This window comes from Sphingobacterium sp. CZ-UAM (assembly GCF_002000245.1).
In the GTDB taxonomy this organism is placed as follows: domain Bacteria; phylum Bacteroidota; class Bacteroidia; order Sphingobacteriales; family Sphingobacteriaceae; genus Sphingobacterium.
In genome coordinates this window covers 1,857,608-1,870,968 of record NZ_MTCM01000001.1, presented here as the reverse complement: position 1 = coordinate 1,870,968, position 13,361 = coordinate 1,857,608, and the positions used below count along the sequence as shown (strand labels likewise).

The window sequence follows — 13,361 nt, the reverse complement described above, 5'->3', positions numbered from 1 at the left end:
TAGCATGACCAGAGCAGAACTTATTCATCAAATTAAAGAGAAACGTTCGTTTTTATGTGTCGGATTGGACACAGACCTTACTAAGATTCCAGAGCATCTGTTGGATGATGAGGATCCGATCTATAGTTTCAATAAAGCAATTATTGATGCTACAGCTGATTTATGCGTCGCTTATAAACCAAATATTGCCTTCTATGAATGTTATGGTCTAAAAGGATGGCAGTCGCTTCAAAAAACCTGGGCAGCATTGCCAAAAGATTGTTTCAGTATAGCGGATGCCAAACGTGGTGATATCGGAAATACCTCAGGCCGGTATGCGATGGCATTTTTTGATGAGTCAAATTCAGGTTTGGGTTTCGACAGTATTACCATCGCGCCCTACATGGGGAAAGACTCTGTTACACCCTTTTTGGAGTTCAAGGATAAATGGGCCATCGTATTGGCACTGACATCCAATGAAGGGAGTTTAGATTTTCAGAATTTTGAAAACCGAGATGGTCTTCAATTATTTGAACAGGTTATAGACAAAGTAAACACCTGGGGCAATACCGAAAATCTAATGTATGTGGTCGGCGCGACGAGAGGGGAAGGTTTTATTAAAATCCGTGAACATGCACCCGAACATTTTCTATTGGTGCCGGGGGTCGGTGCACAGGGTGGCTCATTGGAAGATGTCTGCAAATATGGCATGAATAAAGACTGTGGACTCCTGGTCAATAGCACAAGAGGGATTATTTATGCTTCAAAAGGACCTGACTTTGCGGAGCGCGCGCGTGAGGAGGCCCTAAAACTACAAAAAGAAATGGAAGCTGAACTGTTAAAAGCAGGCATTATTTCCTGATTTGACATTTAATAATTCATTCGTAATACTTACCTTTGCAGCATGCCAGAAAAAATTATCATTCTAGACTTCGGGTCTCAGTACACGCAATTAATTGCAAGACGTGTCAGAGAACTAAATGTGTATTGTGAGATACACCCGTTTAATAAATTGCCAGATTTTGATGAATCTGTGAAAGGTGTTATATTCTCAGGAAGTCCGTTTTCCGTTCGACAAGAGGATGCACCTCAAATTGATTTTGTCGCTATCCAGGAGCGTTTCCCACTTTTAGGAGTGTGTTACGGTGCCCAATATATTGCGCAGCAATCGGGCGGAAATGTATTGCCATCTGAAATCCGTGAGTATGGTCGTGCAAATCTGCAATTTGTCAATAGTGAAAATGATTTATTGGCAGGTGTACCGGTACAATCTCAGGTATGGATGTCTCATGGTGACACCATCAAAGAGGTGCCCGACAATTTTGAGATCATTGCCAGCACAGATAAAGTACGTGTAGCGGCATATCAGGTCAAAGGTACACGTACCTATGGTATACAGTTCCATCCCGAAGTAACCCATAGTACCGATGGGGCTATTTTGTTGAAAAACTTCGTCGTGGGTATCTGCGGATGTGCGCAGGATTGGACCCCAGATGCATTTGTAGAGACTACAGTCGCGTCACTGAAAGAACAGTTGGGGGATGACCACGTGATTATGGCGTTATCTGGAGGTGTGGATTCTACTGTTGCTGCAGTTTTATTGCACCATGCTATCGGACAGAACTTACACTGTATTTTTGTAGATCATGGCTTGCTCCGTAAAGATGAATACGAGCAGGTATTGGATTCTTACAAAAATATGGGTTTAAATATTAAAGGAATTAATGCAAAGGACCTTTTCTACGGTCGTTTGGCAGGAGTTTCAGAGCCTGAGGAGAAGCGCAAGATCATCGGTAATTCCTTTATCGATGTATTTGATGAGGCGGCAAAGGAAATCCAAAAAGAATTGCCAGAAGGTATCGAAGCGAAATGGTTGGGTCAGGGTACAATCTACCCGGATATCATCGAATCGGTTTCGGTCAAAGGCCCTTCAGCGACAATAAAATCACACCATAATGTCGGCGGTCTGCCTGATTTTATGAAACTGAAAGTTGTTGAACCATTGAAGACTTTATTTAAAGATGAAGTCAGAAGAGTTGGGAAAGCATTAGAGGTAGATCAGGCGATATTAGGAAGACATCCATTTCCAGGACCGGGTTTGGCCATTCGTATTTTGGGTGATATTACAGCCGAAAAAGTAAGAATCGTTCAGGAAGCGGATGCAATCTTTATCAATAACCTGAAAGAATCCGGATGGTATGATAAAGTATGGCAAGCTGGTACGATCTTTTTACCTGTGCGTTCGGTAGGGGTAATGGGCGACGAGCGTACTTACGAGCATGTTGTGAGCTTAAGAGCTGTAGGATCTCTTGATGGCATGACTGCAGATTGGATTCATCTACCATATGACCTGTTGGCAAAAATTTCAAATGAAATTATCAACCATGTGAAAGGAATAAACAGAGTTGTATATGATATCAGTTCAAAACCACCCGCTACGATTGAGTGGGAATAAAATATGGGTTGCAGCGCTTGTGGCATTATGCCTGGCAAGCTGTACAACCAAAAAAAGCACGGTATTGCGTTCGCCCTCTTCTAGCGGGGGCGAACAGCAAACTGCTGTCACCAAACCAAACAAGGAGAAAGATAAGCCTGTTGTCAAAGTAGGCGATGTGCAGACTATAAATGGCCATTTGGTTAAGAACAATAAAATTGCCCTGCTCTTGCCTTTTGAATTAAATGGTATTGCCAAAACGGTGACTGCTGAGGATGTCGGGCGTTCTGCTCTGGCATTGGATTTTTACCAAGGTTTTCAGATAGGTCTGGACAAGATCGCCAAAGATGGAATGCTGTTTGATTTGCAGGTCATCGACTCACGCGATAATGTAGCCTATAACGCGTCTTTGGGAACAGCTGCGGCAGTTAAAGATGCAGCACTTGTTGTCGGTCCTGTTTACCCGCGGGAAATCAGAAGTTTTGCGCAGACCTTTGCGAACAAGAACGTTCTTCAAGTGTCTCCCTTGGCAGCGACGATGGCCTCGGAATTCAGTGTGCCCAACCTAGTGTCTATGACACCATCGATACGGACGCATTCCGAAACAATGGCCAAATATGTCGCCGATCAATATTATAATGGTGATCAGATTTTGATCTATGATGCCGGAGACGATGAAAGCAAACAGTTTTTGGTCAATTTTGCCAGTGGAATCACAAAAGCGAATGCCCAGGCAAAGGTAAAAACGGTTGTGAGTATCAATGAACTTAAGAATAGTCTCGTATTGACAGGAACAAACCATATCGTATCCGGAACTGCAAATAAGAACCTGATAAAGGGTTTGTTGGATGCGATGGATGAGCGTTTTTTAAATCCCGGTAACCAATTTAAGTTATATGGTCATCCGAATCTTTCAAAACTTTCTTTTGAAAACTTTGAAAATATGGATTTTTATAGCTTAACGGTTACTTCGTCAAGCTTGGCCGATGATTCCGATAGCGATACAAGAAAGTTTATATCACATTACAAATCGCTGTATAAAGTAGATCCTTCTGAGTTCTCCTATAAGGGCTATGATGCCGCTGTTTATTTTGGCCGTCTACTGCATAAGTATGGTGTGGATTACGTAAGCCATATAACCCAGGAAAAATTCTCGGGACTCAATAGCGATTATAAGTTTGAGTTCTATCCGAAGTGGGGCTATGCAAATCGAGCGCTGGGGATTATTGTTTATCACAACAAGAAATTTGAAAGAAAATAATCTTTGAATGGCTGAATTGAGTGAAAAGCGTGTTTACCAACAAATACGTAATTTTGAGCGGGCGATGGATGGATTTGAAGGGGATCAACCATTTTCACGCTATTTAACGACTTTTTTTAAGGAGAATAAACAGATGGGGTCTTCGGACCGTCGGTCTACTTCCCGTTTGTGCTACAATTATTTCCGTTTGGGCCAAGCTGCGTCACAGTTGTCGCAGCAACGCAGATTGGTGCTTGCTGAGTTTTTATGTGAAAAAGAGAGCCCTTTGGTTGAACTGCTGGAACCGGAGTATAGTAGTAGAATGGGTTTATCTTTGGACGAAAAGATTGCTTTTCTGGAAGCTGAGGGCTTGCTGAAAGTAGAAGACTTATTTCCTTTTACAGCCTATTTTTCTGCGCAGCTAGATACCAAGCTGTTTCTGAAGAGTCAATTGGTTCAGCCACATTTGTATATTCGGGTAAAACGCGGTAAAAATAAGGTGGTACGCGCCATTTTGGATGAAAACCAGATTCCCTATAGTGAATTGGGCGATCAGACAATCTCTTTGCCCAATGGGACTTCATTACAGCGGCTTTCAGCATTGGACGGGCTCATTGAGGTGCAGGATTTATCCTCGCAGCGGACGCTTGAGTTTATGAAGCCTGAGGAAAAAGAGTCGTGGTGGGACGCCTGTGCAGCATCTGGTGGTAAATCTCTTTTATTAATGGATGCATGCCCTTCTGTTGATTTATTGGTGTCTGATCTGCGGATGAGTATCCTCCGTAACCTGGATGAGCGATTTGATCATGCCGGTATCAAACATTACCGCAAGAAAATATTGGATCTGACAAAGGATCCTTATCCAATCCTAGGAAATGAGAAATTTGACGGCGTATTGCTGGATGCACCTTGTACGGGTTCAGGTACCTGGGGGCGTACACCAGAGATGATCCGGGAATTTAAAACGGCCAAGATTGCGGAATTTAGTGCTTTGCAGAAAACAATTGCGGGACATGTTGCGGGATATGTGAAAGTAGGGAAACCACTGATTTATATTACCTGCTCGGTGTTTAAAGCCGAAAATGAGGATGTGGTTGATTATATTTTAAGTAATTTGGGCTTTGAACTGGAGAGTATGCGTCTTTTGGACGGTTATACAGAGCGGGCAGATAGTATGTTCGTTGCCCGCCTGATCAAAAAATAAGTCGAGTGATCCAATAAGTATACAGGAGCCTATTCTTTTTTAAGAATAGGCTCTTTTTTGTCTACAGATAACTCCAGGCGATAGGCTCCTTTAGATTTAATCACATTTACTTGGAATGACTAGTACAGGGCAGGTCGCTTTGCGAATAACGGATTCAGATACGGAACCTGAAATAAAATGATCAAATCCACTCCGGCCGTTGGATCCCATGATAATCAGATCGGCTGACCATTCATGAGAAGCCGCAAGAATTTCTTCTTTAACGGATCCGATTCGATTGAAAAGATAGACTTCTTCCGAGCCGACAAATTCCCGGCTTAATTTTTCCAGGTATTTTTGTGCGTTTTCCTGTTCCATTTCAGATACTTCGGGTACGATAATAGGCTGCTGGCCCAATAGGGGATCCGCCCCGAAATTTGTCGGTGAGGTAGGCGGGATCACAGTGACCAGGGCAACGGAAGCACGGAATACCTGCGCCAATTCTCGGGCATATAGAATAGCTTTCTCAGAACATGGAGCATCATCGACAGCAACGAGTATTCTTTTGAATTTTAAATTTGTATTCTCCATATCTACTATAATTAATTTATCTTCGTTTTATAATATATAATCACAGATCTGACAGTTTTGTTTTATTTGGCCAATGAAATATGGTATTTGTACACTTGCGCTGGTTCCTTTGCGTTCGGAGCAGGCACATCGGAGTGAGATGGTTTCCCAGGTGTTATTTGGTGAATTATTTGAAATTCTGGACGCTCAGCCTGACTGGACAGCGATCAGGATGTTGGAGACGGACTATTTGGGATGGATTCAGAATGGTCAGTTTATGGCCGTAGACGCGGCGGATATAGCGCAGTATTTTGCGGGGAAACCCGATATCGTCGGAAGGGAGGGTGGATTGCTTTTTAACGGGGAAAGTCGGCTGCATCTCTGTCACGGCACAAAACTTTATTTAAATGAAGCCAATAGGGTTACTTTAGGTGAGCTGGCGCTGACTTATCAAGGGAGTGTCAATGCCTTTTCCAGGGCTGATTTTGAGACGGAGGTGGCTCAGCTTGCAATGAGCTATAAGGATACGCCTTATTTATGGGGCGGGCGTTCACAATGGGGAATTGACTGTTCAGGTTTTTCTCAGTTAATCTATAGTTGCTTTGGGATCAACCTGCCAAGAGATGCCTATCAGCAGGCGGAAATCGGCGATAACGTTGATTTTGTTTCGGAGATTAGGACAGGCGATTTAGCTTATTTTGACAATGCTGAAGGACGGATTACACATGTAGGCATTATGCTGGATCGGGATACCATTATCCATGCATCCGCTAAAGTACGTATTGATCGAATGGACAACGAAGGTATCTTTAACCGGGAATTGAATAAATATTCGCATAAACTGCGTATTGTAAAGCGATATAATTAAGCAGCTCGTATACAAAGAAAAGGCGATAAGTATCTTATCGCCTTTTCTTTGTATTGGATATTCTAGTGTTATAAACTAGAATTTGAATGTTAAACCAAATTTAGCAGTATCAAAGAAGTTGTTGAAGCTATTGATGTTTGCGTTAAATTCGTTAGATGATTTTGCTCCGTCAACGTCAAGTTTTGAAGTTTTGAATGACAATAAATCAGTCAAACCAAAGTTGATAGCGATTTTAGGTGTTACAAAGTAATTGATACCTAAACCAGCGTTAGCACCAAAAGCTTTTGTTTTAGCGATATCAGTTGTTTTAACGCCGTCATTGATTTTTCCATCCTCTTGCGCATAGCCAGCACCTAATTGAGCGTAAGTTTTGAAACGTGATCCTAATTCAAGGAAGTAATAACGTCCGTATGCACCTACACCAAAGCTATTGCCTTTTACATAAGACTCATTTGCTTGATCAACGTTCTTTGTTGTTTTATCATTTCCAATGTTGAAATCTAAACCTACGGCAATTTTATCCGTAACAAAGTAACCAACAGAAGGGTTGAAGTTAAATGAGTTTGTTTTTACATGTTCCGTTTTATCATTTGAAGTATTTGCTGAAAGATTACCTTCAACAATGAAGTCAGTTTTTTTGAAACCAAATTCTTGCGCTTGTGAAGCGACTGTCAAACCAGCTACGGCAGCTAATGTAAGTAAAACTTTTTTCATGTGTTTTTATTTTAATAGTTTGTTTCAATAAGCCAGTAATTACTTTCTGACTTTTTTAATTCGTTAGTCAAATGTCGTAAAATTAGTTGATTTTATTGTCACTGTATTGTCTGGATATTTTGCTGAACTCGTAAATTAAAGTGGTTCAATTAATTAAATTTTGTTATTTTTTAATAAACAGCGGTTTGTTTTTTGAATTTCTATATTGAATTGACTTTTTGTTTTTATTTGTCAGTTTTCCGTAAGAAAGCAAAAAAAAGCGCCATTGATCAATTTGATCAATGGCGCTTTTGCTATCGGTTGATTCGAATTTATTCGAAGTATTCTTTGATACGTTCAAAGAATGATTTTTCACTTTTACCGGGTTGTGGTTTAAAGTTTGGTGATTCTTTCAGTTTATTCAACAATTCTTTTTCTTCGTTGGATACAACTTTTGGCGTCCATATATTCACATACACAAGTTGATCACCTTTATGGTAAGAATTGACTTCAGGAATACCTTTTCCTTTCAGACGTAATATTTTACCGCCCTGAGTTCCGGGTTCGATTTTTATTTTAGCTTTTCCATCAATTGTCGGAACTTCGACACTGGTACCTAACGTGGCATCGACAAAATTAATGTATAGATCATAGATCACATTCAGGCCATCGCGTTTTAGGCTTTCGTGCGGTACTTCTTCGATTAATATAATAAGATCTCCGGGAACACCGCCGCGAGGTGCGGCATTTCCTTTTCCGCTCATGGAGAGCTGCATGCCTTCGCTTACGCCCGCTGGGATATTGATTGCGATAGTTTCTTCGCCACGTTCTAATCCTTCACCTCTACAGGTCGTACATTTTGCTGTGATTTCAACACCTTCACCATTACAGGTAGGGCAGGTGCTGGTGGTTTGCATTTGTCCAAGAATCGTATTCGTTACTCTACGTACGGATCCAGAGCCACCACAGGTTTTACAGGTATGGAAAGAGGATTTATCTTTTGCACCTGAGCCATCGCAGCTGTGGCAGGAAACCTGTTTGTTAACTTTTACTTTCTTCTCAACACCTTTGGCAATTTCTTCAAGAGTCAATTTAACTTTAATACGCAAGTTGCTTCCACGTGCGACACGGCGCCCACCGCGCTGACCGCCACCACCACCGAAGAAACTCTCGAAAGGGTGTCCGCCACCAAAAATATCACCAAATTGGCTAAATATGTCTTCCATATTCATGCCGCCGCCACCACCGTAGCCTCCGCTTGCGGAATTGCCGGCATGGCCAAACTGGTCATAACGTTGACGTTTCTGTGGATTGCTCAAGATATCGTATGCCTCAGCGGCCTCCTTAAATTTTTCCTCAGCTTCATGATCACCGGGGTTTTTGTCCGGGTGATACTTAATCGCTAATTTGCGATAGGCTGATTTAATCTCCTTCTCGTCCGCTGAACGCGCGACACCAAGTATATCGTAATAATCTCTTTTTGACATCGTCTTAATATTATTGACCTATAACTACTTTTGCGTGACGGATCACTTTGTCACCCAGGTAGTATCCTTTTTCAATGACATCCACTACTTTATTTTTTAAATCTGCTGTAGGAGCTGGAATAGATGTAATCGCTTCCTGTAATTCAGGATCAAATGCCTGACCCACAGTTTCCATTTCTTTTAATCCGAGTTGAGATAATGTCTGTCTTAATTTGTTGTTGACAATCTCCATTCCTGTTTTAACGGATTCTACGTCTGTAGCAGTTTCCATTGCATTTAATGCCCGGTCAAAATCGTCTAAGGTAGGTAATAATTTACTGATCACATCTTTCCCTGCGGATTGAATCAATTCAACACGTTCTTTACTTGTACGTTTTCTATAATTGTCAAATTCAGCAGAAAGACGAATATATTTATCCTTAGCCTCTGCCAATTCTGCTGCCAACTTTTCTTCGGCAGATAATTCTACCGGATTATCGGAAGGCTGCTCTTGTTGATCAGAAGAATTCGTTTCTACTTGATCTTGACTCTCATCGTAATAATTATCTTGCTCATTCATATCTTCAATGCTAAAATAGATTCAAAAATTTTCTATATCTTCTTTTCTCAAAGTTTTTGCCAAACAATAAAATTCCGACAGCTTGTCAGATTTTAATAAAATAACCTAACAATTTGTCGGAATTTGCAAAAATGTCTTTTTAGTTGTCAGTTTTTCACTTAGATGCTGACATTGTCCTGTAGGATGCCATCTCCAGTTTTAATAATTCGGGAAGGCATATTACGGATAATGGTATAATCGTGGGTGGCCATTAAAATTGCTGTTCCGGAATTGGCGATGTCACGGAGTAAAAGGACAATTTCCTCTGAAGTAGCTGGGTCCAGGTTTCCGGTAGGCTCATCCGCAAGGATAATCTCTGGGTTATTCAGTAGCGCACGGGCAATAACGATCCGCTGTTGCTCACCACCGGAAAGTTCATGGGGCATTTTCTTTAGTTTTGAACGAAGTCCAACTTTCTCCAATACGTCCAAGATGCGTCCATCGATCATTTTTTTATCTTTCCAACCTGTGGCTTTCAGCGCAAACTCCAGATTTTTTTCTATCGTCCGGTCTGAGAGTAAATGAAAGTCCTGAAAGACAATACCCAATTTCCGGCGTAAATAGGGCACATCATTTTCATGAAGTTTTTTGAGATCAAATCCGGCGATCATTCCCTCTCCGTTGCCGATATATAAATCGCCATAGATGATTTTTAATAAACTACTTTTTCCACTGCCAGACTGTCCGATAAGGTAGAGAAATTCTCCCTTACCGATGCTTAAATTGACATTGGATAAAACTAAATGTTTCTGTTGAAAGATATCAACGTTCTTTAATGTAATTACTTTATTTTCAATCATGGGCGTTAAAACTCTAATTTTTTAATTTGACCAAAAGGCATTTCTCTCACCAATTGCATGATATATTCCGCCTTTTCTCCCAATCCGATCTTGTCTAGGGATTTGTCAGGTCGATCCACTCTAAAATATGCCAACAAGGTGAAGGCATCATCTCGCAGCTGCACATAGTCGGGAATTTTGGCGACACCTTTTACTTTAATGATATACATGATTTCAAAGTTAGTATTTTTAATGCAATTTCTTTACTACGAATTTAACGGAAGCTTACGGGTTTGCAAATAAAAAATCCAGCGTATTTATACCATCTGCATAATCGTCCAAGGCCGGGCATTGACTTTCACCAAAATGAAAAACCGGGGACTGTATGTTGAGTGGGACTTCCGAGACGACACACTGGATCTGTTCAGCTTGCTGCTTTAGTTCCTGTTCGACATCTTCAAGGGAGCCGTATTCCTCATAATAAACCACGGATAGCGGGGAGGCCAGACGCGGATCCTGTTTGAGCAGCAGAAATCCATTGTCAAAATGCTTATCGCCGTTGATCAGATAGATGGATTTATTGTAGTCGTAATTATTATTGTATTTAAAGTGTTCGGATACGTCTTTATAAGCCGCTATTCCTTCAAAAAAATGCGCTACTGCATACTCTTTTGGAATGAAAAGCTTGGAAACCGAGCGGCAGCCAAGGCCGAAATAGTCGAAGATATCGTGACCCAGGGCTTCCAGTTGGGCAGGGGATTCCTGTCCTGTAATGACTGCTACACTATTTCTATTGCGGCGGATAATATGTGGTTTGGATCCAAAATAATAGTCGAAATAACGGGCCGTATTGTTTGAACCCGTTGCAATCACGAGGTCGAAGTCTTTGAGTTTATCGACGATTTCAAACGCTGCCGCAAAGTCAGGTTCTAGTTGTTTTAGACGATTGAGCACATAAGTCGTTAAACCGGCATCATCTGAGGATAGTTTAATTTTCGCTTTGAATCCACTGATTAGGACACAAAGGATGTCATGAAATCCGACAAGAGGTATATTTCCGGCAAGGATTAATCCTACTGTTTTAGTTGATTCGATATCCGGGTAGTTGTGTAGCCAATGATTCAGTTTTTCCGCCGTTAAGTTGGATGAAATTGCATGTAAGGCTCTTTCAACATTTTGGCGGGTATACCAGGGGTTTTTATGCTGTGCCAGTTGAATGATCTGAGTAAGATCTTCAGGTTGCACCTTCAACAGTTCACCCAGTTTTACAAACGCATTTATTCGTTGTTGCTTTGTCAAAATATTAAATTTTTAAAAGATGAATACACAAATTTGTGTTATATTTGTGCTGTTAACATTAATCAACGTGAATCAACTAGCCTTATTGTACAATCAGACTTTGTTTTCATATTGATAATGCAAAAATAGTTTATTTATCATAATTGTGAGGTTATAAATGGCGATTAAAATTACAGACGAATGCATTAACTGTGGTGCTTGCGAACCGGAATGCCCAAATAATGCAATATACGATGCTGGTGTAACTTGGAAATTCTCAGATGGTACTGCTTTGGATGGTGTTATAGATTTTGGTGACGGCGTTACGCTTGACGCAAATGAAGCACAGGAAGCAATTTCAAATGAAGTTTATTATATTGTTTCGGATAAATGTACAGAATGTGTGGGTTTTCATGATGAACCACAATGTGCTGCTGTTTGTCCGGTAGATTGTTGTGTGGATGACGAAGATGTACGGGAATCCAATGATGAGCTATTAGCGAAAAAAGCTTGGTTACACGCGGAATAATTTTTTCATTCCGTTAAAATATAGAGCAGGGTAAGAAATTATCCTGCTTTTTTTTTGCACGGGAGCTTTTGTTAAAATCGGTATTTTGTTGCGAAAGTTGGGCTATTTAAATAATAATATTTGCAAAAGCATAGTATTTTTTTATTTTTGTTCTTTTGACCATTAAAATCTTTTAAATGTTAAAAACCAAAATTGGGTTAATCACCCTCATCACAGTTACATTAGCTTGTATCATTGCTGTATTGTACGAATTTAAAGTTGTGGGCTTTTCGCATGAATTTCTAATGGCTGTCCGTTGGATAGTTGCCACGGTTTTGGTTGTGAATGCGCTTTTTAAGAAAAATTTGACTACCTGGATCCTGACCTGTATGATCCTGGGTATTTTTGTGGGATTGGATTTTCCCAATCTGGCAATTTCTTTGCAACCATTGAGCAAGGGCTTCATCAAACTGGTAAAAACAATTGTTGGGCCTATTCTTTTTGCTACACTAGTTTATGGTATTGCGGGCCACTCTGATTTGAAACAGGTGGGGCGTATGGCTTGGAAGTCCATGTTGTATTTCTTCTGTGCGACGACCTGCGCGATTTTTATCGGTTTGGGTGCGATCAACCTCACCCGTGCAGGTGTAGGAGTGGATGTTGCGCATATGCCGCATGAAGAGCTTCCGGCTCCTAAAGAGAGTGTGGATCAGCATGTACTGAAGTCCCTGCCGGATAATGTACATCCAGTTTATAAGTTTACGGCATTTATCCGCGATCTTTTTCCGGAGAATATCGTAAAGTCTGTCGCCGACAATCAGGTGTTACAAATTGTTGTGTTTTCGGTATTATTCGGAATTGGCCTTGCGATGGTTGATGAGAAGAAACGGAAGCCTTTGGTGGATTTTACGGAAAGTATGTCGGAGACGATGTTTAAGTTTACGAACATCATTATGTATTTTGCTCCGGTTGGGGTGGGTGCAGCGATGGCCTACACGGTTGGACATCTCGGTGTTGATATTCTGAAAAACTTATTTATGCTATTGGCGACATTGTATTTTGCTTTGTTTTGCTTTTTGACGCTGGTCTTACTTCCTGTTGCACTTTATTTAAGGATTCCGGTCAAACGTTTTATCAACGCAATCAAAGAGCCGGTATCTATTGCTTTTGCGACAACAAGCTCGGATGCTGCTCTGCCAAAAGCCATGAGTGCAATGGAACGGTTTGGCGTACCGCGTAAGATCGTCTCATTTGTGATCCCAACGGGTTATAGCTTTAATCTGGATGGAACCTCCCTTTATTTATCGTTGGCCTCAATTTTCGTCGCACAGGCAGCAGGTATTCATTTGTCATTTGGACAACAGTTGATGATTGCTTTTACCCTGATGATTACCTCTAAGGGCGTTGCTGCTGTGCCCCGTGCTTCATTAATTATCCTAATAGCAACTGCGGATCAGTTTGGTCTACCGACCTTTGTGATTGCCGCCATTCTGGGGATAGACGAATTGATGGATATGGCGCGTACTTCTGTCAATGTTGTAGGTAATTGTCTCGCAACGGTTGTTGTCGCGAAGTGGGAGGGGGAATTTGATGAAGAAGCACCTTACCGGGAAGATACCGAAGAATTGGTTTAATTGATATACCAATCAACTTATAAAAAAGCGGCTCCAATGCGTTATGTGTTGGAGCCGCTTTTTTTTGACAATGTCTGTTTTCTAGTGGTCAGCAAGAGCCTTCAGTTGGT

At 41.1% G+C, this 13,361-nt stretch carries 14 protein-coding genes; 7 read left to right on the top strand and 7 right to left on the bottom strand.

Annotation, left to right across the window (positions count from 1 at the left end):
- Positions 1-4 precede the first annotated feature (4 nt).
- From pyrF to BWD42_RS07960, 4 genes are read left to right on the top strand one after another with little or no spacing between them, the layout of a single operon-like run.
- A complete protein-coding gene (pyrF, locus tag BWD42_RS07975; protein WP_077434810.1) occupies positions 5-841 on the top strand; it encodes an orotidine-5'-phosphate decarboxylase in 837 nt (278 codons plus the stop codon).
- Between the two features lie 42 nt (positions 842-883).
- On the top strand, positions 884-2,434 hold the full coding sequence (gene guaA / locus BWD42_RS07970) for a glutamine-hydrolyzing GMP synthase (RefSeq protein WP_077434808.1): 1,551 nt from the start codon (positions 884-886) through the stop codon (positions 2,432-2,434).
- Entirely contained in the window at positions 2,391-3,674 is a 1,284-nt protein-coding gene (locus tag BWD42_RS07965; protein WP_139351062.1) for a hypothetical protein, read from the top strand. The genes guaA and BWD42_RS07965 overlap by 44 nt, the downstream gene beginning before the upstream one ends.
- 7 nt (positions 3,675-3,681) lie before the next feature.
- A complete protein-coding gene (locus BWD42_RS07960; protein WP_077434804.1) occupies positions 3,682-4,857 on the top strand; it encodes an RsmB/NOP family class I SAM-dependent RNA methyltransferase in 1,176 nt (391 codons plus the stop codon).
- A gap of 96 nt (positions 4,858-4,953) precedes the next feature.
- Here BWD42_RS07960 and BWD42_RS07955 read toward each other — a convergent pair whose 3' ends face one another.
- Positions 4,954-5,427, bottom strand: coding sequence for a universal stress protein (locus tag BWD42_RS07955; protein ID WP_077434802.1), 474 nt, complete (start codon positions 5,425-5,427; stop codon positions 4,954-4,956).
- A 73-nt stretch (positions 5,428-5,500) separates the two neighbouring features.
- Between BWD42_RS07955 and BWD42_RS07950 the strand changes: the two genes are divergently transcribed.
- Positions 5,501-6,274 (top strand): C40 family peptidase, encoded by a 774-nt coding sequence (locus BWD42_RS07950; protein ID WP_077434800.1) that lies wholly within the window; start codon positions 5,501-5,503, stop codon positions 6,272-6,274.
- A 75-nt stretch (positions 6,275-6,349) separates the two neighbouring features.
- On the opposite strand, the gene BWD42_RS07945 is transcribed toward BWD42_RS07950, so the two are convergent.
- The 6 genes from BWD42_RS07945 to BWD42_RS07920 form a co-directional block, all read right to left on the bottom strand.
- Positions 6,350-6,988: an outer membrane beta-barrel protein gene (locus tag BWD42_RS07945; RefSeq protein WP_077434798.1), complete on the bottom strand. Its 639-nt coding sequence runs from the start codon at positions 6,986-6,988 to the stop codon at positions 6,350-6,352.
- A 311-nt stretch (positions 6,989-7,299) separates the two neighbouring features.
- Positions 7,300-8,454, bottom strand: coding sequence for a molecular chaperone DnaJ (dnaJ, locus tag BWD42_RS07940; protein ID WP_077434796.1), 1,155 nt, complete (start codon positions 8,452-8,454; stop codon positions 7,300-7,302).
- A 10-nt stretch (positions 8,455-8,464) separates the two neighbouring features.
- Complete coding sequence (locus BWD42_RS07935; RefSeq protein WP_077434794.1) at positions 8,465-9,013, bottom strand: nucleotide exchange factor GrpE; 549 nt, start codon at positions 9,011-9,013, stop codon at positions 8,465-8,467.
- 158 nt (positions 9,014-9,171) lie between these two features.
- Positions 9,172-9,852 (bottom strand): cell division ATP-binding protein FtsE, encoded by a 681-nt coding sequence (locus BWD42_RS07930; RefSeq protein ID WP_077434792.1) that lies wholly within the window; start codon positions 9,850-9,852, stop codon positions 9,172-9,174.
- Positions 9,853-9,857: 5 nt separating this feature from the next.
- Entirely contained in the window at positions 9,858-10,061 is a 204-nt protein-coding gene (locus tag BWD42_RS07925) for a hypothetical protein (RefSeq protein WP_046672891.1), read from the bottom strand.
- Positions 10,062-10,116: 55 nt separating this feature from the next.
- Positions 10,117-11,130: an acyl-CoA reductase gene (locus tag BWD42_RS07920; protein WP_077434790.1), complete on the bottom strand. Its 1,014-nt coding sequence runs from the start codon at positions 11,128-11,130 to the stop codon at positions 10,117-10,119.
- Positions 11,131-11,287: 157 nt separating this feature from the next.
- Between BWD42_RS07920 and BWD42_RS07915 the strand changes: the two genes are divergently transcribed.
- Positions 11,288-11,638 carry a 4Fe-4S dicluster domain-containing protein gene (locus tag BWD42_RS07915; RefSeq protein ID WP_077434788.1) on the top strand — a complete coding sequence of 117 codons (351 nt, stop codon included), beginning with the start codon at positions 11,288-11,290 and terminating at the stop codon, positions 11,636-11,638.
- A gap of 176 nt (positions 11,639-11,814) precedes the next feature.
- Positions 11,815-13,251 (top strand): dicarboxylate/amino acid:cation symporter, encoded by a 1,437-nt coding sequence (locus BWD42_RS07910; protein ID WP_077434786.1) that lies wholly within the window; start codon positions 11,815-11,817, stop codon positions 13,249-13,251.
- Positions 13,252-13,361 lie beyond the last annotated feature (110 nt).

Excerpts from the sequence above, each read along its gene's own strand:
- pyrF (WP_077434810.1), top strand. The coding sequence starts at position 5 with ATGACCAGAGCAGAACTTATTCATCAAATTAAAGAGAAACGTTCGTTT.
- guaA (WP_077434808.1), top strand. The coding sequence starts at position 884 with ATGCCAGAAAAAATTATCATTCTAGACTTCGGGTCTCAGTACACGCAA.
- BWD42_RS07965 (WP_139351062.1), top strand. The coding sequence starts at position 2,391 with ATGATATCAGTTCAAAACCACCCGCTACGATTGAGTGGGAATAAAATA.
- BWD42_RS07960 (WP_077434804.1), top strand. The coding sequence starts at position 3,682 with ATGGCTGAATTGAGTGAAAAGCGTGTTTACCAACAAATACGTAATTTT.
- BWD42_RS07955 (WP_077434802.1), bottom strand. The coding sequence starts at position 5,427 with ATGGAGAATACAAATTTAAAATTCAAAAGAATACTCGTTGCTGTCGAT.
- BWD42_RS07950 (WP_077434800.1), top strand. The coding sequence starts at position 5,501 with ATGAAATATGGTATTTGTACACTTGCGCTGGTTCCTTTGCGTTCGGAG.
- BWD42_RS07945 (WP_077434798.1), bottom strand. The coding sequence starts at position 6,988 with ATGAAAAAAGTTTTACTTACATTAGCTGCCGTAGCTGGTTTGACAGTC.
- dnaJ (WP_077434796.1), bottom strand. The coding sequence starts at position 8,454 with ATGTCAAAAAGAGATTATTACGATATACTTGGTGTCGCGCGTTCAGCG.
- BWD42_RS07935 (WP_077434794.1), bottom strand. The coding sequence starts at position 9,013 with ATGAATGAGCAAGATAATTATTACGATGAGAGTCAAGATCAAGTAGAA.
- BWD42_RS07930 (WP_077434792.1), bottom strand. The coding sequence starts at position 9,852 with ATGATTGAAAATAAAGTAATTACATTAAAGAACGTTGATATCTTTCAA.
- BWD42_RS07925 (WP_046672891.1), bottom strand. The coding sequence starts at position 10,061 with ATGTATATCATTAAAGTAAAAGGTGTCGCCAAAATTCCCGACTATGTG.
- BWD42_RS07915 (WP_077434788.1), top strand. The coding sequence starts at position 11,288 with ATGGCGATTAAAATTACAGACGAATGCATTAACTGTGGTGCTTGCGAA.
- BWD42_RS07910 (WP_077434786.1), top strand. The coding sequence starts at position 11,815 with ATGTTAAAAACCAAAATTGGGTTAATCACCCTCATCACAGTTACATTA.